This is a genomic window from Saccharopolyspora rosea, assembly GCF_025643595.1.
GTDB classification, from domain to species: Bacteria; Actinomycetota; Actinomycetes; order Mycobacteriales; family Pseudonocardiaceae; genus Saccharopolyspora; species Saccharopolyspora rosea.
This window is the reverse complement of sequence record NZ_CP102826.1, coordinates 4,608,833-4,629,593: the sequence shown is the minus strand read 5'-3', so window position 1 is coordinate 4,629,593 and position 20,761 is coordinate 4,608,833. Positions and strand designations below refer to the sequence as shown.

Genomic DNA, 20,761 nt, shown 5'->3' with positions numbered 1-20,761 from the left:
AAAGTGAGAACCGTGTCCGCTCTCAGCATCTCCGACCTGACCGAGGTCCGGGCCAGCAGGCCGGAAGCGGTCGCCGAGGCCGCTGCCCGGCGCGCCCGCCGCCCGCTGCTCGGTGCCCGCGGCAAACTGATGATCGTCGCCGCCGACCACCCCGCCCGGGGCGCGCTGGCGGCCGGCGGTGACCCGCTGGCCATGGCCGACCGCGCCGACCTGCTGCGCAGGCTGTGCGTCGCGCTGGAGCGCCCCGGCGTCGACGGTGTGCTCGGCACCGCCGACGTCCTGGAGGACCTGCTGCTCATGGGTGCTCTGGAGGGCAAGGTCGCGATCGGCTCGATGAACCGCGGCGGGCTGGCCGGGGCGTCGTTCGAGCTCGACGACCGGTTCACCGGCCACCGCCCGCAGGACATCGAACGGCTGCGCCTGGACGGCGGCAAGCTGCTGCTGCGCATCGACACCGACGATCCGGGCACGCTGAACACCATGGTGGGCACCGCGGACGCGATCAACGAGATGGCCGCGCGGGGTCTGATGACCATGGTCGAACCGTTCATCTCCCGGCGGGTGGACGGCAAGGTGCGCAACGACCTGTCGGTGGAGGCGGTGACCCGCTCCATCGCGATCGCCTCCGGGCTGGGCGGCACCTCGGCCTACACCTGGCTGAAGGTGCCGGTGGTCGACGACGTCGACCGGGTCGGCTCGGTGATGGCCGCGACCACGCTGCCCGCGGTGCTGCTCGGCGGTGACGTGTCCACCGACCCGGACGCCACCTTCGAGCGGTGGAGCAAGGCGCTGCAACTGCCCAACGTCCGCGGCCTGATGGTGGGCCGGACGTTGCTGTACCCCCACGACGGTGATGTGGCCAAGGCCGTGGACACCGCGGTCGGCCTGCTGTGAGTGCGAAGGAGCCAGCGTTGACGGACAAGCGCTTGTACCGCCCCGCGGGGACGACGGCGCGCGACGGGTACTCGACCCACGTCGACCCGGAGTCGGCGGGGTGGGGCTACTCGTCGCTGCGGGTGCTCGAACTCGCCGCCGGGCAGGACCACCGGATGTCCACTCAGGACAGCGAATGGATCGTGCTGCCGCTGTCCGGCGGCTGCGCGGTCGAGTGCGACGGCAGCACGTTCGAGCTGACCGGGCGCCGGAACGTGTTCTCCGGGGTCACCGACTTCGCCTACGTGCCCCGGGACGCGCAGGTGCGGATCTCCAGCGAGTCGGGCGGCCGGTTCGCGCTGACCGGCGCGAGGTGCGAGAACCGGCTGCCCGCGCGGTACGGCCCGGCCTCCGGCGTGCCGGTGGAGCTGCGCGGTGCGGGGCAGGCCAGCCGCCAGGTGAACAACTTCGGTGCGGCGCACGTCTTCGAGGCGGACCGGCTGATCGCCGTCGAGGTGCTCACCCCGGCGGGCAACTGGTCGTCGTTCCCGCCGCACAAGCACGACGTGGAACGCGAGGGCGAGTCCCAGCTGGAGGAGATCTACTACTTCGAGATCGCCGACTCGCACGGCACGCCCGGCATCGGCTACCAGCGCGTCTACCCGTCCGGCCCGGACCGGACCACCGACGTGCTCGCCGAGGTCCGCAGCGGTGACGTGGTGCTGATCCCGGACGGCTGGCACGGGCCCTCGATGGCCGTGCCCGGCTACGACATGTACTACCTGAACGTGATGGCCGGTCCGTCGCCCGACCGCGCGTGGCTGATCTGCGACGACCCCGCGCACGCGTGGGTGCGCGGGACCTGGGACGAGCAGGAGGTCGACCCGAGGCTGCCGTTCTACACCGCAGGCGAATCCACCGCGCAGGCGCGGTGAACGGCACTTCCGGCCCGCCCGCGCGGGCCCACCGGGTGCGGGTGTCCCGCACGGCACAGCAGGAGGGACGATGACCACGTTGCGGTTGACCGTTGCGCAGGCGCTGCTGCGGTTCCTGGCCAACCAGTACACCGAACGAGACGGGGAGCGGCGACGGCTGGTCGCCGGGTGCTGGGGGATCTTCGGGCACGGCAACGTCGCCGGGATCGGCCAGGCGTTGCTGGAGCACGGCGAGATGCCCTACATCCAGGGCCGCAACGAGCAGGCCATGGTGCACGCCGCCGTCGGCTACGCCCGGCAGAGCAACCGGCTGTCGACCTACGCGTGCACCACGTCGATCGGACCGGGAGCGACGAACCTGGTCACCGGTGCGGCGCTGGCGACCATCAACCACCTGCCGGTGCTGCTGCTCCCCGGCGACGTCTTCGCCACCCGGCGGGCCGATCCGGTGCTGCAACAGCTGGAGTCCCAGCACGGGCGGGACGTGTCGGTCAACGACTGCCTGCGCCCGGTGTCGCGGTACTTCGACCGGATCTGGCGGCCCGAGGCGCTGATCCCGTCGGCGCTGGAGGCGATGCGGGTGCTCACCGACCCGGTGGAGACCGGGGCGGTCACCCTCGCGCTGCCGCAGGACGTGCAGGCCGAGGCCCACGACTGGCCGGCGGAGTTCTTCGCCGAACGCGTCTGGCACGTGCACCGGCCCGGCCCCGACCCGCGGTCGGTCGCCGAGGCCGCGCAGCGCATCCGCGCCGCCGAACGGCCGCTGATCATCGCCGGTGGCGGTGTGCACCACAGCGGTGCCGAGCAGGCGCTGCGGGAACTCGTCGAGGCCACCGGCATCCCGGTGTCCGAGACGCAGGCCGGGCGCGGTTCGCTGCGCTTCGACCACCCCGGCGAGCTGGGGTCGATCGGGCACACCGGCACCGCCGTGTCCGACGACATCGCCCGCACCGCCGACCTCGTCATCGGCGTCGGCACCCGGTACTCGGACTTCACCACCGCGTCCGGCACGTTGTTCGCGAACCCGGACGTGCGGTTCGTCAACGTCAACATCACCTCGGCGGACGCGCACAAGCAGGCCGCCACCGCGGTGGTCGGCGACGCCCGCACCGCGCTCACCGCGCTGCACCGCGAACTGGCCGGGCACCGGGTGGCCGAGGACTACGTCGCCGAGTACCGCGCCGGGGCGCGCGAGTGGGCCGCGGTGATCGACCGCGTGACCCGTCCCGCCGACCCCGCGGAACGCCCCGGGCAGGCCGAGGTGCTCGGCGCGCTGGACGACGTGCTCGACGACCGGGACGTGATCATCAACGCGGCCGGGTCGATGCCGGAGGACCTCAACAAGCTGTGGCGGGCCAAGGAGGCCCGGCAGTACCACGTCGAGTACGGCTACTCGTGCATGGGCTACGAGATCCCGGCCGCCATCGGCGCCCGGTTGGCCGACCCGTCGCGCGAGGTGTTCGCGCTGGTCGGCGACGGCACCTACCTGATGATGCCGACCGAGCTGGTCACCGCGGCCCAGGAAGGCGTCAAGATCACCGTGGTCGTGGTGCAGAACCACGGCTACGCCTCCATCGGCGGGCTGTCGGAGAAGGTGGGCGGCGAGCGGTTCGGCACCGCCTACCGGTTCCGCGCGGCCGACGGCACGTTCACCGGCGAACCGCTGCCGGTGGACCTGGCGGCCAACGCGCGCAGCCTCGGCGTGCAGGTCCTGCGCGCCGACACCGTCGGCGAACTGCGAGAGGCGCTGCGCACCGCCCGGGCCGCGGAACGGCCCACCGCGGTGTACGTCGAGACCGACCCGGCCAAGACCCAGCTCCCGCCCGAGGCGTGGTGGGACGTGCCGGTCGCCGAGGTCTCGACGCGGGAGAGCACCCGTCGAGCCCGCGAGCAGTACGAGGAACACGCGCGAGGGCAGCGGCACCACCTGTGACACCGTCTACTTCGGACCATCGAGCGCGAAGGGCGTTTACCGTGCACAACATTCATCACTGGATCGACGGCAAGGCGGTGGAGGGGGCGTCCGGCCGGTTCTCGGACGTGACGAACCCGGCCACCGGGGAGGCCACCGGGCGGCTCCCGCTGGCGAGCGTGTCCGAAGTGGACACCGCGGTGGAGTCGGCGGCGAAGGCGTTCCGGGCGTGGTCGCAGGCGTCGCTGACCAAGCGGACCCAGGTGCTGTTCGACTACCGCGAGCTGGTCAACGCGCACCGCGACGAGCTGGCGTCGCTGATCACCGCCGAGCACGGCAAGGTGCACTCCGACGCGCTCGGCGAGGTCGCGCGCGGTCTGGAGATCGTCGAGCTGGCCTGCGGGATCCCGCAGTTGCTCAAGGGCCAGTCGTCCACGCAGGTGTCCACCCGGGTCGACGTGGAATCGCTCCGCCAGCCGCTGGGGGTGGTCGCGGGGATCACGCCGTTCAACTTCCCGGCCATGGTGCCGATGTGGATGTTCCCGCTGGCCATCGCCTGCGGCAACACCGTCGTGCTCAAGCCCAGCGAGAAGGACCCGTCGGCGACGGTGCGGCTGGTCGAGCTGGCCACCGAGGCAGGTGTCCCGGACGGGGTGCTGAACCTGGTGCACGGTGACAGGACCGCCGTGGACCGGCTGCTGGAGCACCCGGAGATCGCCGCGGTCAGCTTCGTCGGCTCCACCCCGATCGCGAAGCACGTGCACGACACCGCCTCGGCGAACGGCAAGCGGGTGCAGGCGCTGGGTGGGGCGAAGAACCACATGCTGGTGCTGCCCGACGCCGACCTGGACCAGGCCGCCGACGCCGCCGTGTCCGCCGCCTACGGTTCGGCCGGGGAGCGCTGCATGGCCGTGTCCGTGGTGGTCGCGGTGGACCCGATCGGCGACGAGCTGGTCGGCAAGATCGCCGAGCGGGCGCGCGAGGTGCGCATCGGCCCGGGCACCGACCCGGCCTCGGAGATGGGGCCGCTGGTGACCGCCGAACACCGCGACCGGGTCGCCTCCTACGTGCCGAAGGCGCGCGAGCAGGGCGCCGAGGTCGTCGTGGACGGCACCGGGCACGTCGTGGCCGGGCACGAGAACGGGTTCTTCACCGGTGTGAGCCTGCTCGACCACGTCACCCCGGACATGGACGCCTACCGCGACGAGATCTTCGGACCGGTGCTGTGCGTGGTCCGCGCGAAGTCCTATGAGGAGGGTCTGGAGCTGATCAACTCCTCGCCGTGGGGCAACGGCACCGCCATCTTCACCCGCGACGGGGGAGCGGCCCGGCGCTTCCAGCTGGAGGTGCAGGCCGGGATGGTCGGCGTGAACGTGCCGATCCCGGTGCCGGTGGGCTACCACTCCTTCGGCGGCTGGAAGGACTCGCTGTTCGGCGACCACCACATCTACGGCACCGACGGCGTGCACTTCTACACCCGCGGCAAGGTCGTCACCACCCGCTGGCCGGACCCCAGCGACGGCGGCGTCGACCTCGGCTTCCCCAGCAACAGCTGACCGGAAGGGGTCCCGGTTCCGGCGAAACCGGGACCCCGCGCATCCGGCGCCGAGCGGCCTCACACGTGGTCGCGCGGGATGGTGTGGTTCCAGTTGCGGGAGTAGACGCGTTCCCCGGATTCGTAGGCGTCGAGTTCGGCGTGCAGCACGAAGTCGGTGGGCGTCGACGTCAGCGTGGTGCGGGTGACGGTGTGCACCGACCAGTCGCCGCGGCTGAAGCGCATGTGCCAGGTGATCGCGCCGCGGACCGAGTCGAAGTCGTCGGCGACCCACGAGTAGCGCTCGTGGGCGTGGCGGGAGACGGCCAGATCGATGTCGTCGAGGCGCACCACGCCCAGGTCCTTGATCACCTCCAGGGCGGACTCGTAGTCGACGAGGTCCCGGCTGACGGTCCACCGCTGGTCACCGGGGCGGAGTTGGCTGCTGCGCACCGGGGCGGTGCCCTCCGGCTCGGCGAAGGTGATCGGCTCCTGCCGAACGTCCGGGGAGCGCACCGGCAGGATCAGCGCGCTGGCGTCCGGGTGCACCGTCAGGCGCACCGGTTCCGGGGGTGGCCAGGCCAGCGGCCAGTACGAAGTGGACAGTGCCAGTCGGATCTGGTGCCCGGCCGGGAAAGCCTGCGCCACGCCGTTGAGCTGCACGCGCACCGCGTACCGCCTGCCGGGTTCCAGCGGGCGGGGTTCGGCGTGCCCGTCGCGGTGCGTCAGGTTGAGCAGGCCGTAGGTGACCCGGGTGGCCCGCCCATCGCCGTCCACATCGGACAGTCGGGCGGCGAGCATCGCCACCGGGCGGTCCGCCTCCAGGCAGATCTCCGCGACCGGTGAGCCCAGGATCTCGCAGCGCTCGGTCAGCGGTGCCGTGTTGAACACCAGCGAGCCGCCGTCCTCCTCGCGTTGGTCGTAGGGCAGGTCGGGCGGGGCGTTGTAGGAGCACCACTTGCCCGCGAACTGGCCGACCGACAGCGGCGACTTCACCGACAGCGGGCGCGACTCGGGCCGCTCGTCCGCACGGCCGATCCGGTTGGTGCCCAACGGGTGCCGCACCCGTTCGACGTGCGGTGAGGGCCACGACGGCTCGCCGACCCACCGGCCCGGCCGTTCGTCGTAGGCCGTCGACGGCGGCACGCTCTCCTGCATCCAGGTGCACAGCATCGGCGCGTCCATGACCCCGTTGTCGACGTCCTTGAGCCAGTGGTCCCACCAGCGCACGAGTTCCTGCAGGAACCCGATCGCCGGTCCCGGCCGACCCAGGTGCGGGTACTTGTGCGACCACGGCCCGATCAGCCCGCGCCGCGGCACCTCCAGGTGCTGCATCAGGCGGAACACCGCGTTCGAGTAACCGTCCGCCCAGCCGCTGACCGCGAGCACCGGGCAGCCGACGTCCCGGTAGTCCTCGCAGACCGAGCCGTGCTGCCAGTAGTCGTCGCGCCGCTGGTGGCGCAACCAGGTCTCCAGCCACAGGCCGCTGCCCGCCAGCCGGTGCCGCCACCGCTCCCGCCAGTCGTCCCCGGTGATCTCGGGGTCCGGCGGACAGGTGTTGTAGGCGAACATCGTCGACGCCCACGACAGGTTGTCGCTGAGCAGGCAGCCGCCCATGTAGTGCACGTCGTCGGCGTAGCGGTCGTCGCTGCAGCTGAGCACCGCGACCGCGCCGAGGCTCGGCGGGCGGCGCGCGGCGATCTGCAGCGCGTTGAAACCGCCCCAGGAGATGCCCATCATCCCGGTGCGACCGGTGCACCAGGGCTGCCGTGCCAGCCATTCCAGGACCGCCACGCCGTCGTCGAGTTCCTGGTCCAGGTACTCGTCGGTGAGCAGCCCGTCGGAGTCGCCGCTGCCGCGCAGGTCGACGCGCACGCAGCCGTACCCGTGCCCGGCCAGGTAGGGGTGGTTGATCGAGTCGCGCAGCGCGGTCAGGTCGCGCTTGCGGTACGGGAGGTACTCGACGATCGCCGGGACCGGTTCGGTGTCCGAGGAGGTGGGCCGCCACACCCGCGCCGCCAGGCGGGTGCCGTCGCCGAGCGGGATCCAGACCTGCTGCTCCTCCTTCACGCCGTGCGGCAGCGAGTTGCGGGTGCGCATCAGCGGGCCTCCAGGTCGAACGGCAGCAGCTCGACGCACCTGCGGTACTTCGCGGTGAGGTCCTCCTCGTCGCGGCCGCCCAGGTAGACGGCGGCCAGTTCGTAGCTGTAGCTGTCCTGGCCCGGCAGGTCGGACAGGCGGCGGCCCGGCTCGGCGACGACGTCCACGATGGCGCCGGGCACCTCCCGCTCGACCCGGGCGATGTCGGCCTCGGCGGGCACGCCGCGCACGACCGCGTCGGTGAACGTCCGCAGGAACCACTTCGCCGCGACCCGGTGCGGACCCCGGCGGTGCGGCATGTCCGGACGTTCGCCCAGCGCCAGCCGGACCATGCACTCGTGGTGCGGGGTGCCGTCGACGAAGTCGAACAGCGGGGCGTGCGACTGGGACAGCCGGGGATTGATCTCCAGGACGTTGAGCACGTCGTGCTCGTCGTCCCAGAAGAACTCGATGTCGAAGGTGCAGTCCCGCAACCCGATCCGGCGGATCACGCGGGTGGCGATGTCACCGATCCGCTCGTCGACCCCGGCGGGCAGCGCGGACGGGTACTGGTAGCGCAGGAAGCTCGGGGAATCGGGGTAGCAGACCGAGTCGACCAGGCCGTACACCTCCGGTTCGCCCCGGTGGCAGTAGCCCTCGGCGGTGATCTGCCTGCCCGCGACCGCCTCCTCGGCCAGGCAGGACCGGCCTCCCGCTTCGGCGACCTCGGGCGGCACGTCGACCAGCGAGAGCAGGAAGTCGAAGGCGCTCGCGACCGCGCCGACGCCCTCGCGGATGTCCGCCACGGCCCGGTCGAACTCCTCGGGCGTGCCCACCCGGAACGCCAGCGCCGAGGAGTAGGACTTGACCGGCTTGAGCCACATCGGGAACCCCACTCCCGGCGGCGGTCCGGTGGCGTCCAGGTCGACCAGCGCGAACGCCGGGTGCGCGTCGGTGACCCGCTGCTGTTCGAGCCGGGACCAGTACTTGTGCTCGCACGTCACGACCGCCCGCAGCCCGGGCGAGGGCAGCCCGCGCCGCTCGCACAGCAGCGGAACCATGGAGCTGACCGGGAAGTCCCAGTAGCCGACGATCGCGTCGACCGCTCCGGTGAAGTCGGCCAGCTCCCGCTCCGCCGCGTCCACCAGGCGCGGCAGGTCCACCTCGCCGTGCATGAGCTCCGCACGCGTCAGCAGGCGGTGGAACCGGTACTCGGGGGCGTGCCGCAACGAGCGCAGGAGCCCGAGGTTGCGGTCATCGAGCCCCAGCACGAACACGTTCGCGGTCCGGCCGGTCACCGTGCCTCACTGGCCGCCCTTCTGGACGTAGGCGCGGACGAAGTCCGCAGCGTTGTCCTCCAGGACGTCGTCGATCTCGTCCAGGGTGGCTTCGGTGTCCTCGTTGAGCTTCGCCCGGCGGTCCTGGCCACCGGTTCCTGGTGCGCCCTGCTCGTCCTCGTCGTGGTCCGGTGGCCGTTGCGTCCTGTCCTGGCGCATGTGGGCACTCCTGCCGATCGGTTGTGCGTCCCCCGGGCCCTACCCCGCCGGTGGGGGCGGGGAAACCCGATCGGCGCGGGCACCCCAGGAGCGCCGCCGCGCGCGAGGTCCGGGCGTTTCGACGACGGCCGCGGCGGCGCGTTCAGGCGGTTTCGGCGGCCAGTCGGCGCAGCGCGAGTTCGGCGTGCAGCGCGGCGCCGTCGCCGAGGACCGAATCGTCGAACACCGCCAGCGGCGAGTGGTTGTACGGCGCCTGCTCGAAGTCCCGGTCCGGCGGGCAGGCCCCGAGGAAGGCGAACGCGCCGGGCACCTCCTCCAGGACCCGGGAGAAGTCCTCGGCACCGGCGACCGGACGCGGCGCCCACTGGAAGCGTTCCTCGCCGTGCACCTCGGCCACCACGTCGGCGAGGAACTCGGCCTCCGCGTCGTGGTTGACGGTCACCGGGTACTGCTCGACGAACTCGACGTCGGCGGTCAGACCGTGCGCGGAGGCGATGTCCCGGCAGACGCGGACCGCGCCGTCCTTGACGCGCGCGTGCGAGCCGGCCGAGAACGACCGCACCGTCGCCTCGAAGTGCGCCTCGTCGGGGATCACGTTGCAGATGGTGCCCGCGTGGAAGGTGCCGACGCTGATCACCACGGGATCGAACGGGTCGATGGAGCGGGTCACGAAGGTCTGCAGCGCCGTGACCATCTCGCAGGCGGCCGGGATCGGGTCCTTGGCCCGGTACGGCGCGGAACCGTGCCCACCGGCTCCCCGCACGGTCACCCGCAGCACGTCCGAGGCCGCCAGGGCGGGTCCGCGCCGGGTCGTGAACGTCCCGCAGCGGTGCATGGCGGAGGAGACGTGCAGCGCGTACGCGGCCACCGGGCGTTCCCCGGCCGCCTCCAGCACGCCTTCGCCGATCATGTGCCCGGCACCGTCGTAGCCCTCCTCACCGGGCTGGAACATCAGGACCACGGTCCCGGCGAGTTCGGCGCGCCGGGCCGACAGCAGCCGGGCGGCCCCGACGAGCATCGCGGTGTGCAGGTCGTGGCCGCACGCGTGCATCCGGTCCTCGGCCCGCGAGGCGAAGTCCAGCCCGGTGCGTTCGCCGACGGGCAGGGCGTCCATGTCGCCGCGCAGCAGCACGGTGGGGCCGGGGCGGTCGCCGCGCAGCACACCGGTCACCGAGCTGAGCCGGTCACCGGTCGAGATCTCCAGTCCCAGCCCGTCCAACGCCGCCAGCACCTTCTCCTGCGTGCGCGGCAGGTCCAGGCCGATCTCCGGTTCGGTGTGCAGCGCGTGCCGCAGTTCGACGAGATCACCGTGCAGGCTCCGGGCATCCTCACGCACCGACACGAGCGCCTCCCGTGGTCGACTCGATCTCCGACGGAGGTCATCATCGCTCGCCGCGCGCCCGAACCCCACGATCCGCAGGAATTCGTCCACAACGCGCCATGCCGCGCAGGAATCGGCATCGCCCCGGGGGTCGCGTGCGCGGAAAAGCGACCGGTGGGGCGTTCCCGCACTCTTCTGGATCGGTCCAACGCGGGCGCGGCGCTCGGGCGGGGCGGGGACGTGCCGGGGCGGCGGCGCCCGAGGCTGGTTCCGGGCCGTTCGGTCAGCAGTGGCGCGAACTTCCGCGCCGGAGCGCGGTTCCCGGGTGTTGACACGCGGACCGCGAAGCCTCATCGTAAGGCGGTATTGGACCGTTCCAAGAGTGCGAACGGCCGGGGAGGAGCCGCACATGAGGATGGGACTGATCGGCACCGGGCGGATCGGCGCGTTCCACGCCGCGACGCTGCGCGACGTGCCCGGGGTCGAGCAGATCGTGGTCGCCGACGCCGTGCCGGACCGCGCGCGGCAGCTGGCCGACGAACTCGGCCTGCGGGCCGCGGACGGCGTCGAGGCGCTGCTGGCCTCCGGTGTCGACGGGGTCGTGATCGCGGCGGCGACCAGCGCGCACGCCGAGCTGATCCACCGGGCGCTGGACGCGGAAGTGCCGGTGTTCTGCGAGAAACCGGTCGCGCTGGACGTTCCCGGCACGCGGGAGGTGGTGGCCCGGGCCGAGGCGAGCCCGGTCCCGGTGCAGATCGGGTTCCAGCGGCGCTTCGACGCCGGTTACCGCGCCGCGCGCGAGGCGGTGCGCAGCGGCGAGCTGGGGTGGATCCACACGCTGCGCGCGGTGACCGCCGACGCCACACCGCCCCCGGCCGCGTACATCCCCACCTCCGGCGGGCTGTTCCGCGACTGCGGCATCCACGACTTCGACGTCCTGCGCTGGCTGACCGGCCGCGAGGTGGTCTCGGTGTTCGCCGCGGGCGCCAACCGGGGCGAGTCGTTCTTCGGCGAGGCCGGGGACGTCGACACCTGCGCGGCCCTGCTGCGCTTCGACGACGGCACGCTGGCCACCGCGTCCGCCACCCGCTACAACGGCGCGGGCCACGACGTCCGGCTGGAGGTGTGCGGGTCGGCCGGTGCGCGCATCGTCGGTCTCGACGACCGCGCTCCGCTGCCCACCGCCGAGGCGCACGTGTCATGGCGCCGCGACGACCCCTACGCCGACTTCATGCAGCGGTTCCGGGACGCCTACGTCGCGGAGCTGACCTGCTTCGCCGAGGTGGCCCGCGGTCGCGGGCAGAGCCCGTGCGGCCCGGCCGAGGCCCTGGAGGCGCTCTACGTGGCCGAGGCGTGCGAGCTCTCCCGCGCCGAGAACCGCCCGGTCGAGCTGGCGGAGGTCCGGGTCACTGACCGTGCTTGACGCCGGGTTCCTCGAACTCGCGGCCGAGCGCCTGCTCGGTCTCCGCGCCCGCGCCGGCCAACCGCCGGGGCTTGCCGAGCGGCAGGACGGTCCGACCGAAGGTGCCGTGCAGCATCATCGCGGCCGCGGTGTAGTAGGCGATCACCGCGGAGGCGACGAGCACGATCGCGCCGATCGGCACGAGCACCGTCAGCGACGCGACCCACCCGATGGCCAGCAGCGTCGATCCGGCGGCCAGCGTGGTGAGCACGGCGGTCAGCGCCATGTTCTCGGCGACGGCCGCGGCCGCCCCGGCCCACGTGATCGCGGCGAGCACGATGAACCAGTAGCCGAACGCCACCTGGGCGATCGGCGACGCGGTCGGCGCGGGCAGTCCCACGGTGACCACCAGCAGCATGTACGTCCCGTAAGCGAGCCAGAACGAGCCCCAGGTGCCGTGGAGGGCGGTGGCCAGCCCGTCGCGGGCGCGGAACGCCCACATCCCGGCCAGGAACTGGGCGAGCCCGCCGAACAGCATCGCGAAGGGGAACAGCACCAGCGGTGATCCGTTGGTGCCGAACCAGCCGGCGAGGTTGGCCGACACCATGAAGGTGGCCGCGGCGAGCCCGAACAGCCCGAGGATCGACGGCGGGGCCACCGGCGACAGCGAGATCTGGGTGTGTTCCCGCCAGAAGGCGGGGCCGGGAGCGGTGGTCCAACCACCGGTGTCGGTCGTCTCGGCGGTCGGTCCGGTGGAGTGGGTGTGCTCCTGTGACATCGCCTGCCTCCCCATACCAGGCAGTCCACGTCGCCCGAGCGGTTCACCCGAGCGACCTACCGCCCCGGGGGTAACCCGACCGGGGCCGAACCATGCGGCGCACGTCGCGCCCGCGCGTGTCCGGGCTTCCACCGGCGTCGCGTCCACAGCGGACGGACGGCGTCCCGCGAGCGCACCCCCTCTGGCGCCGAGCACCAAAAAAGTGATATCACTTTGCTAGACGTCGAGCCGGTCCTCGCCGACCGGGATGGAGGGGAAGATGACGACGGTGCAATCGCCGACGGGGTCGTCGGCGGAGGTGAAGATGCCGGACCCGGCCATCCGGGAACGGACCTCGACCCCGATCAGCGGGCCGCTCATGCTGGTCCTGGGTCTGCTCGCGGTGCTCGCCGGGGCGTTCCTGGCGGTACTGGAGGTCGCTGCGCTGGCGCCGCTGGTGGTCGTGCTGCTGGTGCTGGGGGTGCTGCTGCTGCGCGGGCTGATCACGGTCGCGCCCGGTGAGGCGCGGGTGCTGCAGCTGTTCGGCCGGTACACCTCGACCGTGCGCGCCCCCGGCATGCGGTGGGTGAACCCGCTGACCACGCGGACGAAGGTGTCCACCCGGATCCGCAACCACGAGACCGAGGTCATGAAGGTCAACGACGCCGACGGCAACCCGGTGGAGATCGCCTGCGTCGTGGTGTGGCAGGTCGAGGACACCGCGCAGGCGGTGTTCGCGGTCGACGACTTCGTGCGGTTCGTGCTCACCCAGACCGAGACGGCGGTCCGGCACATCGCCACCAGCTACCCGTACGACAACCACGGCGCCCGGGGGCTGTCGTTGCGGGAGAACGCCGACGAGATCACCGAGAAGCTGTCGGTGGAGATCACCGCACGGGTCCAGGCGGCGGGCGTGCGCGTCGTCGAGTCCCGGCTGACCCACCTGGCCTACGCGCCGGAGATCGCCCAGGCGATGCTGCAACGCCAGCAGGCCGGGGCGATCGTGGCGGCCCGGCAGCGGATCGTCGAGGGCGCGGTCGGCATGGTGCACCTCGCGCTGGAACAGCTCGACGAGCAGGACGTCGTCGAACTCGACGAGGAGCGCAAGGCGGCGATGGTGAGCAACCTGCTGGTCGTGCTCTGCGGTGACCGCTCGACGCAACCGGTGGTCAACACCGGTTCGCTGTACTCCTGAGAGCCGGACCTTGGCCGAGCGCAAGGGCGTCCTGCTCCGCCTCGACCCGGCGGTGCACGACGCGCTGACCCGGTGGGCGCACGACGAACTGCGCAGCACCAACGCCCAGATCGAGTTCCTGCTGCGCCGAGCCCTGGCCGACGCGGGACGGCTGCCCCGCGACGCGGGTGGGCCGCCCCGCCGGGGACGGCCCCGCAAGAAGCGGTCCGAAGAGGACTGAGCCCGCCTTTTCGCCCCGGCCAGGCGAAAAGGCGGGCAGTCACGTCAGCGCCACCAGCTCCCGGTACCCCTGGTCCCACAGGTCCTCGTCCGCGTCGGGCAGCAGCAGGACCCGCTGGGGGCGGAGCGCGTCCACCGCGCCCACGTCGTGGCTGACCAGCAGGATCGCTCCCGGGTACGTGGCGACCGCGGACAGCACCTCGGCCCGGGAGGCCGGGTCGAGGTTGTTGGTCGGTTCGTCCAGCAGCAGCACGTTCGCTCCGGAGTGGACCAGGCACGCCAGGGCGAGCCGGGTCTTCTCCCCGCCGGAGAGCACCTCGGCCGGTTCGTCCGCCTCGTCGCCGGAGAACAGGAAGGACCCGAGCACGCCGCGCACCTCGCCGTCGGTGAGGTGCGGCGCGGCGGAGGCCAGGTTCTCCCGCACCGAGCGGGTTCCGTCGAGGGTGTCGTGCTCCTGGCCGAAGTACCCCAGCCGCAGCCCGTGACCGCGCACCACCCGCCCGGAGTCCGGGGTTTCGCGCCCCGCGAGCAGGCGCAGCAGCGTGGTCTTGCCCGCGCCGTTGGGGCCGAGCACCACCAGCCGCTCGCCGCGGTCCACGGCCAGGTCGACCCCGGACAGCACCCGGTGCCCGCCGTAGTCCTTGACCAGGCTGACCGCCCCGAGCGGGATCCGCCCGCACGGGGCGGGTTCGGGCAGCCGGATGCGGGCCACCTTCTCGGCGCGCCGCCGCGGTTGCGACTCCGCCAGCAGGCGGTCCGCCCGGCGGGCCATGTTCTTCGCGGCGACGGCCGTGGCCACGTGCGAGCGCATCCGGTCCGCCTGCGCGTGCAGCGCGGCGGCCTTGCGTTCGGCGTTGGCGCGTTCGCGGGCGCGGCGGCGCTCGTCGGCCTCGCGCTGCGCGAGGTGGGCGTGCCAGCCGGTGTTGTGCACGTCGACCGCGCCGCGCCGGGGGTCCAGGTGGAACACCCGGTTGACGGTGTCCGCCAGCAGCGCGGTGTCGTGGCTGATCAGCACCAGCCCGCCGCGGTGCTGGGCGAGGAAGTCCCGCAGCCAGGACACCGATTCGGCGTCGAGGTGGTTCGTCGGTTCGTCCAGCAGCAACATGCCGTGGCCGCCGAACAGGATCCGCGCCAGTTCCACCCGGCGCCGCTGTCCGCCGGACAGCGCACCCACCGGCTGGTCCAGCACCCGCGTCGGCAGGCCGACTCCCGCGGCGATGCGCGCCGCCTCGGCTTCGGCGGCGTAGCCGCCGCGCGACTGGAACTCGGCCTCGGCGCGGGAGTAGGCGGCCATCGCCCGCCGCAGCGCGGCCGGGTCCGATGCCTCGGCCATCGCGGCCTCGGCTTCGCGCATCGCGCGGACCGCTCCGTCCAGTCCGCGCGCGGACAGCACGCGGGCGGTGGCGGTGATCGCCGGATCGGCGGCGCGCGAGTCCTGCGGCAGGTGACCGACCGGGCCGGTGCGGGTGACGGTTCCGGCGGCCGGTTCGACCCGTCCGGCGAGGACGTTCAGCAGCGTGGTCTTGCCTGCGCCGTTGCGGCCGACGAGACCGACGCGGTCGCCGGGGGAGACGTGGAAGGACAGACCCGACAGCAGCAGGCGGGCGCCGACGCGCACGTCGACGTCACGAACGGTGAGCACGTGGGAACACTCCGGATTCGCAAGAGGACACACGGGTGGTGCGGGAAGCGGGTCCTCTGGCTAGGAAATCCGGGGGGTCGACACGGTTCGCGAGGATAGCGCGCCGACGCCGCGCGCCGCATCGGGTTTCAGACCACCGCGCCCAGCGCGAGCACGCAGGCCAACGAGGTCACCGAAAGCAGCGTGTGGGCGGCGGTCCACGTCCGGAGGGTGCCGCCCACCGACAGCCCGAAGTACTCCTTGAACATCCAGAACGCGGCGTCGTTGACGTGCCCGAGGAACGCGGCGCCGGACCCCAGGGCCAGGGCCAGCAGGGCGGCGTGCGGCGCGTCGAGGCCGTGCGCGAGCGGACCGATGATCCCCGCCGCGGCGACGGTCGCGACGGTTCCGGAACCGGCCGCGGTCCGCATCAGCGCCGCCACCAGCCACGCCAGCAGCAGCAACGGGATGTGCAGGTGCTGCGCGGCCGCGCCGATGGCGTCGTTGACCCCGGAGTCCTCCAGCGCCTGCGAGTAGCCGCCGCCCGCACCGACGATCACCAGCACCCCGGCGATCGGCGGGAAGCTGCGCACCAGCGACTCGTGCACGCGCTGCCGGTCGGCGCCGACCGCGTACCCGAGGGTGAACAGCGACAGCAGCACGGTCAGCAGCAACGCGATCACCGGCGTCCCGAGGAACTCCAGCGCGGTGCGCAGCGGGCCGTGCGGCAGGTGCGCGGTGTCGCAGACCGCCTTGACCAGCATCAGCACGATCGGCAGCAGGATGGTGCCCAGGGTCACCGAGAACCGCGGCAGCTTCCGGCCGTCCTCCTCGCCGGTGGCCTCGGCGGTGGTGAACGCCGCCAGCGTCGACTCCGGCACCCGCGCGGCGACCCGCGGCCAGATGTAGCCGGTGAACAGCGGACCGGCCACGATGGCGCAGGGCACGGCCACGACCAGCCCGAACGCCAGGGTGAGGCCGATCGACGCGTGCACCGCCTGGATGGCGATCAGCGGCCCGGGGTGCGGCGGCACCAGCGCGTGCACGGTCGCCAGCCCGGCCATCGCGGGCACGCCGACGCGCAGCACCGGGTGGTCGTCGCGGCGGGCCAGCTGCAGCACGAGCGGCACCAGCATGACGAACCCGACCTCGAAGAACATCGGCAGTCCCACGATGGCCGCGACCAGCGTCAGCGCCCACGGCAGCCGGTCGCGACCGACCAGCCGGGTCAGCGTCCGCACGATCTGGTCGATGCCGCCGGAGTCGGCCAGCATCCGGCCCAGCACGGCGCCGAGGACGATGAGGATGCCGACCTTGCCGGTGGTGTCGCCCAGCCCGCTGGTGAACGAATGCGCCGCCTCGCCGATCGGCCGCCCGGAGAGCACGGACACGGCGAACGAGCCGACCATCAGCCCGAGGAACGCGTGCACCTTCAGCCAGCTGATGAGCACGATGACGACCACGATGGAAATCCCCACGACCGCGAGCAACCACGTGTCGTGCGGAGTCCACCCGGCGGTCGCGGCGGCGTGTGTGGCGGTCACGGAGGGACTCCTTCGTCTCTCATGCCGGAAGCGGGTTTTCGAACGTCGGGGAACCGTAGGTCCGTTCGCCGCACCGGCACCAGGGATCTTCCGGTTGCGGGAGTAGAAAGCGTTGCGCCCTTTCTGCTCGTTTCGTGCAAGACGAGCGGGGGCGGGCGGTCTCGTAGGCTGGCGGCCATGTTCCGGCGCAGACCCCGCATCGCGACCCAGGCGCTGCTCGCCCAGGTGTCGGTGCTGCTGCTGGTGCTGGGGGCCGGTTTCCTGATCACCGCCGCGCTGGTCCGCGAGCAGTCGGAGCACCAGTACGCCGAGCGGGCGTTGGCGGTCGCGCGCACCACCGCCGAGAACCCGGTGATCGTCGACCGGATCGCCTCCGGGGACGACCCGGGCGGTGCGGTCGCGCGCCTGGCCGAGCGGGTGCGGCGCGGCACGGGGATGGCGTTCGTCGTGGTCACCGACGCGCGGGGCATCCGCCGCTCGCACCCCGACCCGGCCCGCATCGGGCAGCCGGTGAGCACCGATCCGACCGCGCTCGGCGGCGCCGAGTCGGTGTCGGTGCAGCGCGGCACCCTCGGCACCTCGGCCCGCGCCAAGGTGCCGCTGCGGGACGCCGCGGGCCGCGTGGTCGGCGAGGTGAGCACCGGGGTCCGGGTGCGCACCGCCGATGCCGCGGCGGCCCCGCTGGTCCGGGTCGCCGCGGGCTTCGCCGCGGCCGCCCTGCTGGTCGGCACGGTCGCGGCGGCGCTGCTGACCCGGCGGCTCAAGCGGCAGACGCTCGGGCTGGAACCGGCCGACCTCGCCGACCTGCTGCGCGAGCAGCAAGCGGTGCTCGGCGGGGTCGGGGACGGCGTGCTGGCCATCGACCGCCGGGACCGGATCACCGTCTGCAACGCCGAGGCGGCCCGGCTGCTCGGCGGCGAACCGCCCCGCGGCACCCCGGTCTCGCGCGCCGGGCTGCCCGCCGTGCTGGAGCGCGCGCTGGTCGACCGGCGGGAACTGCGCCAGAGCCTGCTGGTCTGCGGCGACCACCTGCTCGTGGTCACCGCGCAGGCGGTCCGCCGCGGTGAGCAGGACCTCGGCCACGTGCTGACCCTGCGCGACCGGACCCAGCTCGACGAGCTGGAACGCGAGCTGTCGGCGCTGCGCGCGCTGTCCGACGCGCTGCGCGCCCAGGCCCACGAGTACACCAACCGGCTGCACACCCTGTCCGGGCTGCTGGCGACCGGCACCCGCGAGGAGGCCCAGACGTACCTGCGCGAACTGGCCGAGGCGCCGCTGGCCACCGAGGGCCGCGACGGCGCGCGCATCGCCGATCCCTATCTGCGCGGCCTGCTCGCCGCGAAGACCGCGACCGCTTCGGAGCGGGGCATCGCGCTGCGGCTGCTCGCCGATTCGCACCTGCCGCGCCCGCTGACCGACCCGCTCGACGTGGTCGGCGTCGTCGGCAATCTGCTGGACAACGCGATACGGGCGGCGGCCGAAGGGGCCCGCCGCCCGGCCTGGGTGGAGATCAGCGTGCTCGCCGAGGGCGACGCCCTGCACGTCGCCGTCACCGACAGCGGCGACGGCGTGCCACCCGACGCCGTGGACCAGCTGTTCACCCGCGGCTTCACCACCCGGGCCCGCGCGGACGGCGACACCGCCGCGCGCGCCGCCTCGACGGGGCGGGGGCACGGCATCGGACTGCCGCTGGCCCGGCAACTGGTGGTCAAGCACGGCGGCGCGCTGTGGCTGGAACGGGCCGGGGGCGCCGACCACGGCGCGGTGTTCCTCGCCCGCGCTCCGGGAGTGGTCGAACCGCCCGGAACGACCCGCGACGCGACCCTGGCAGGAGCCGAAGCATGATCCGCGTTCTCGTCGTCGACGACGACTACCGAGTCGCCGAACTGCACGCCCGCTACGTCCGCGACGTGCCGGACTTCGACGTCGCGGGCGTGGCCCGCAGCGCCCGCGAGGCGGTCGAGGCCGCCGCCCGGCTGCGGCCCGACCTGGTCCTGCTCGACCAGTACCTCCCGGACGAACCCGGCAGCGAGGTGCTGCCGGAGCTGGCCGCCGACGTGATCATGGTGACGGCGGCCGCCGACGCCGTGCAGGTCCGCGCGGCGGTGGGCCGCGGCGCCGTCGGATACCTGATCAAACCCTTCGAGCCGCCCGCGTTGGCCGCGCGGCTGCGGGCGTACGCCCGCTACCGGGCCCAGCTCGTCGGCGACCGCACCGTGGACCAGGAGCAGGTGGACCGGGCGCTGCGCGCGCTGCACGGCGCCGACCGCGCCGCGAGTCCCCGCAAGGGCCGGAGCTCGCCCACCCTGCACCTGATCACCGAGGCCGTCCGCGACGCCGGGGAACCGGTCACGGCCAGCGAGATCGCCACCCGCCTCGGGCTGTCGCGCACGACCGCCCAGCGCTACCTGGCCGACCTGTCCTCCGAGGGCGCGGTGCGCGTGCAACTGCGCTACGGCGCGGCCGGACGTCCCGAGCACCTGTACCGGTGGTCGTCACCGCCGGGCGCGCCGGGCGCGGACTAGCCGCACCACCCGGCGGCTCAGGTTGGTGAGGATCAGCGCGGCCCCCGCCCAGGGCAGCACCAGCAGCACCATCCGCAGCACTCCGACCGCCGCGGCGGCGCCGTCCCCGGCCTGGGCGGACCGCCCCACGGCGGTGCCCTGGACCAGCAGCGCCTCCCAGAGGTAGGGCAGCACGTACGGCGCCAGCGCGAGGAACGCGATGAGCCAGTAGGCCAGGCAGGGGATCACCAGCACGACCCAGACCGCGATCACCCGCCGCGCCCACGGCTTGAGCTCCCGCACGCGCGGGTGCGCCGGACGTCCCGGCAGCATGCTCCGCAGCGTCGGACCCATCCGGTCGAACAGGTCCGGGACGCCGACGAGGTCGCTGAGGATGTAGTAACCGTCCAGCCGGATCGACGGCAGGAACTGCCAGACGGTCGCGGCCTGCCACGCCACGAACGCGGCGAGCAGCCACGGGGCGCCGGTCTGCGCGTACAGCGCGATCATGACGAGCATGGCCAGCACGTTGAAGTAGACGCCGCCGAGGTCGGTGCGCAGCCGCCCGCCCCGGCTGAGCCGGTAGGAGTCGGTCACGGTGCTGTACATCGCGGGCCACACCAGGTAGATCCCCACGCCCATCGCCCCCGGGCGCGCCCCGCCGTACCGGCAGGCCGCCACGTGCCCGCACTCGTGGAAGATCCCGGCGAGCATGAGCACGCCGAGCACCAGCAGGATCTGCTCCGGGCGGCTGATGATCCCCTGCGCGCTGGCGAGGATCCGCTCGGCCCCGCCGTGCCGGGCCAGCCACACGTCGGCGGCGACGAAACCGGCCAGCACGGCGACCACCACCGGCGGCCAGAACAACGGCTGGAACACCCGGGCGATCACCCCGACGACGTGCTCGGGCACCAGCGCGACGCGGAACCGCAGCGCCAGCAACCGGTCCCGGGTCTTCGGAGGGGGCCCCGCGGGCTCGCCGCCGTCCGGGTCGGCGGCCACGATCCCGGCCGGCCGCAGCCGGTTCTCGATGAGGAAGGAGACCTGGCCCGGGGTGATCGCGCGCTCGATCCGTCCGCTGAGGACCTCGGCCAGGTGGCGGTACGAGCTGTGGCCGTCGAGCCTCGCGGCCAGCAGGTACAGCAGCCGCGTCAACTGCACGACCTGGCCGTCGGCGCGACGCACCAGGTACGGCGGTTCGCGGTGCCCCGACCCCCGGTACTGGCCGATCAGCTCGGTACCGGTCGCGAGCGCCGGCACCGTCAGGTCCGCGACCTCGTCGTCCGCCGGCGGTGTTCCCGCCTCGGGACCAGCGACCATGACACCCCCATCTCCGCAAAGGACGGGCGGCGTCTCCCCCGCGGGAAGA

At 73.1% G+C, this 20,761-nt stretch carries 18 protein-coding genes; 9 read left to right on the top strand and 9 right to left on the bottom strand.

The window, feature by feature from the left end; all coding sequences use genetic code 11:
• Window positions 1–12 precede the first annotated feature (12 nt).
• The 4 genes from NV263_RS21385 (at window position 13) to NV263_RS21370 (ending at window position 5,276) form a co-directional block, all read left to right on the top strand.
• Window positions 13–894, top strand: coding sequence for a Cgl0159 family (beta/alpha)8-fold protein (locus NV263_RS21385; protein ID WP_263248353.1), 882 nt, complete (start codon window positions 13–15; stop codon window positions 892–894).
• A gap of 17 nt (window positions 895–911) precedes the next feature.
• The gene (gene iolB, locus NV263_RS21380) at window positions 912–1,808 is read left to right on the top strand and encodes a 5-deoxy-glucuronate isomerase (protein ID WP_263248352.1); all 897 of its coding nucleotides are present in this window, start codon (window positions 912–914) and stop codon (window positions 1,806–1,808) included.
• Window positions 1,809–1,878: 70 nt separating this feature from the next.
• Window positions 1,879–3,741 (top strand): 3D-(3,5/4)-trihydroxycyclohexane-1,2-dione acylhydrolase (decyclizing), encoded by a 1,863-nt coding sequence (gene iolD, locus NV263_RS21375; protein WP_263248351.1) that lies wholly within the window; start codon window positions 1,879–1,881, stop codon window positions 3,739–3,741.
• Between the two features lie 41 nt (window positions 3,742–3,782).
• Window positions 3,783–5,276, top strand: a complete 1,494-nt coding sequence (locus NV263_RS21370) for a CoA-acylating methylmalonate-semialdehyde dehydrogenase (RefSeq protein ID WP_263248350.1) — start codon at window positions 3,783–3,785, stop codon at window positions 5,274–5,276.
• A 59-nt stretch (window positions 5,277–5,335) separates the two neighbouring features.
• Here NV263_RS21370 and NV263_RS21365 read toward each other — a convergent pair whose 3' ends face one another.
• The 4 genes from NV263_RS21365 to NV263_RS21350 form a co-directional block, all read right to left on the bottom strand.
• Window positions 5,336–7,354 carry a CocE/NonD family hydrolase gene (locus NV263_RS21365; protein ID WP_263248349.1) on the bottom strand — a complete coding sequence of 673 codons (2,019 nt, stop codon included), beginning with the start codon at window positions 7,352–7,354 and terminating at the stop codon, window positions 5,336–5,338.
• Window positions 7,354–8,631 carry an ATP-grasp domain-containing protein gene (locus NV263_RS21360; protein WP_263248348.1) on the bottom strand — a complete coding sequence of 426 codons (1,278 nt, stop codon included), beginning with the start codon at window positions 8,629–8,631 and terminating at the stop codon, window positions 7,354–7,356. Before NV263_RS21360 ends, NV263_RS21365 begins: the two co-directional genes overlap by 1 nt.
• Before the next feature lie 6 nt (window positions 8,632–8,637).
• Complete coding sequence (locus tag NV263_RS21355; RefSeq protein WP_263248347.1) at window positions 8,638–8,829, bottom strand: ubiquitin-like protein Pup; 192 nt, start codon at window positions 8,827–8,829, stop codon at window positions 8,638–8,640.
• A gap of 142 nt (window positions 8,830–8,971) precedes the next feature.
• Window positions 8,972–10,171, bottom strand: coding sequence for a M20 metallopeptidase family protein (locus tag NV263_RS21350; RefSeq protein WP_263248346.1), 1,200 nt, complete (start codon window positions 10,169–10,171; stop codon window positions 8,972–8,974).
• Window positions 10,172–10,559: 388 nt separating this feature from the next.
• Between NV263_RS21350 and NV263_RS21345 the strand changes: the two genes are divergently transcribed.
• Window positions 10,560–11,573 carry a Gfo/Idh/MocA family protein gene (locus NV263_RS21345; protein WP_263248345.1) on the top strand — a complete coding sequence of 338 codons (1,014 nt, stop codon included), beginning with the start codon at window positions 10,560–10,562 and terminating at the stop codon, window positions 11,571–11,573.
• Here NV263_RS21345 and NV263_RS21340 read toward each other — a convergent pair.
• Window positions 11,557–12,330, bottom strand: coding sequence for an acetate uptake transporter family protein (locus NV263_RS21340; RefSeq protein ID WP_263248344.1), 774 nt, complete (start codon window positions 12,328–12,330; stop codon window positions 11,557–11,559). The two genes, NV263_RS21345 and NV263_RS21340, sit on opposite strands and share 17 nt — an antisense overlap.
• 216 nt (window positions 12,331–12,546) lie before the next feature.
• A complete protein-coding gene (locus tag NV263_RS21335) occupies window positions 12,547–12,690 on the bottom strand; it encodes a hypothetical protein (protein WP_263248343.1) in 144 nt (47 codons plus the stop codon).
• Between NV263_RS21335 and NV263_RS21330 the strand changes: the two genes are divergently transcribed.
• Complete coding sequence (locus NV263_RS21330) at window positions 12,689–13,504, top strand: SPFH domain-containing protein (protein ID WP_263248342.1); 816 nt, start codon at window positions 12,689–12,691, stop codon at window positions 13,502–13,504. The two genes, NV263_RS21335 and NV263_RS21330, sit on opposite strands and share 2 nt — an antisense overlap.
• A gap of 10 nt (window positions 13,505–13,514) precedes the next feature.
• Window positions 13,515–13,724 (top strand): hypothetical protein, encoded by a 210-nt coding sequence (locus tag NV263_RS21325; protein WP_263248341.1) that lies wholly within the window; start codon window positions 13,515–13,517, stop codon window positions 13,722–13,724.
• Window positions 13,725–13,763: 39 nt separating this feature from the next.
• On the opposite strand, the gene NV263_RS21320 is transcribed toward NV263_RS21325, so the two are convergent.
• Together NV263_RS21320 and NV263_RS21315 are read right to left on the bottom strand one after the other, a co-directional pair.
• A complete protein-coding gene (locus NV263_RS21320; RefSeq protein WP_263248340.1) occupies window positions 13,764–15,365 on the bottom strand; it encodes an ABC-F family ATP-binding cassette domain-containing protein in 1,602 nt (533 codons plus the stop codon).
• 128 nt (window positions 15,366–15,493) lie between these two features.
• Window positions 15,494–16,888 carry a GntP family permease gene (locus NV263_RS21315; RefSeq protein WP_263248338.1) on the bottom strand — a complete coding sequence of 465 codons (1,395 nt, stop codon included), beginning with the start codon at window positions 16,886–16,888 and terminating at the stop codon, window positions 15,494–15,496.
• 177 nt (window positions 16,889–17,065) lie between these two features.
• Here NV263_RS21315 and NV263_RS21310 point away from each other — a divergent pair, with 177 nt between their 5' ends.
• A complete protein-coding gene (locus tag NV263_RS21310; protein ID WP_263248337.1) occupies window positions 17,066–18,733 on the top strand; it encodes a sensor histidine kinase in 1,668 nt (555 codons plus the stop codon).
• Window positions 18,730–19,413: a response regulator gene (locus tag NV263_RS21305; protein WP_263248335.1), complete on the top strand. Its 684-nt coding sequence runs from the start codon at window positions 18,730–18,732 to the stop codon at window positions 19,411–19,413. The genes NV263_RS21310 and NV263_RS21305 overlap by 4 nt, the downstream gene beginning before the upstream one ends.
• Here NV263_RS21305 and NV263_RS21300 read toward each other — a convergent pair.
• Entirely contained in the window at window positions 19,384–20,712 is a 1,329-nt protein-coding gene (locus NV263_RS21300; protein ID WP_263248334.1) for a hypothetical protein, read from the bottom strand. The genes NV263_RS21305 and NV263_RS21300 overlap by 30 nt on opposite strands.
• Between the last annotated feature and the right edge of the window lie 49 nt (window positions 20,713–20,761).

Excerpts from the sequence above, each read along its gene's own strand:
- iolD (WP_263248351.1), top strand. The coding sequence starts at position 1,879 with ATGACCACGTTGCGGTTGACCGTTGCGCAGGCGCTGCTGCGGTTCCTG.
- NV263_RS21365 (WP_263248349.1), bottom strand. The coding sequence starts at position 7,354 with ATGCGCACCCGCAACTCGCTGCCGCACGGCGTGAAGGAGGAGCAGCAG.
- NV263_RS21355 (WP_263248347.1), bottom strand. The coding sequence starts at position 8,829 with ATGCGCCAGGACAGGACGCAACGGCCACCGGACCACGACGAGGACGAG.
- NV263_RS21345 (WP_263248345.1), top strand. The coding sequence starts at position 10,560 with ATGAGGATGGGACTGATCGGCACCGGGCGGATCGGCGCGTTCCACGCC.
- NV263_RS21340 (WP_263248344.1), bottom strand. The coding sequence starts at position 12,330 with ATGTCACAGGAGCACACCCACTCCACCGGACCGACCGCCGAGACGACC.
- NV263_RS21330 (WP_263248342.1), top strand. The coding sequence starts at position 12,689 with ATGCTGGTCCTGGGTCTGCTCGCGGTGCTCGCCGGGGCGTTCCTGGCG.
- NV263_RS21335 (WP_263248343.1), bottom strand. The coding sequence starts at position 12,690 with ATGAGCGGCCCGCTGATCGGGGTCGAGGTCCGTTCCCGGATGGCCGGG.
- NV263_RS21310 (WP_263248337.1), top strand. The coding sequence starts at position 17,066 with ATGTTCCGGCGCAGACCCCGCATCGCGACCCAGGCGCTGCTCGCCCAG.
- NV263_RS21305 (WP_263248335.1), top strand. The coding sequence starts at position 18,730 with ATGATCCGCGTTCTCGTCGTCGACGACGACTACCGAGTCGCCGAACTG.
- NV263_RS21300 (WP_263248334.1), bottom strand. The coding sequence starts at position 20,712 with ATGGTCGCTGGTCCCGAGGCGGGAACACCGCCGGCGGACGACGAGGTC.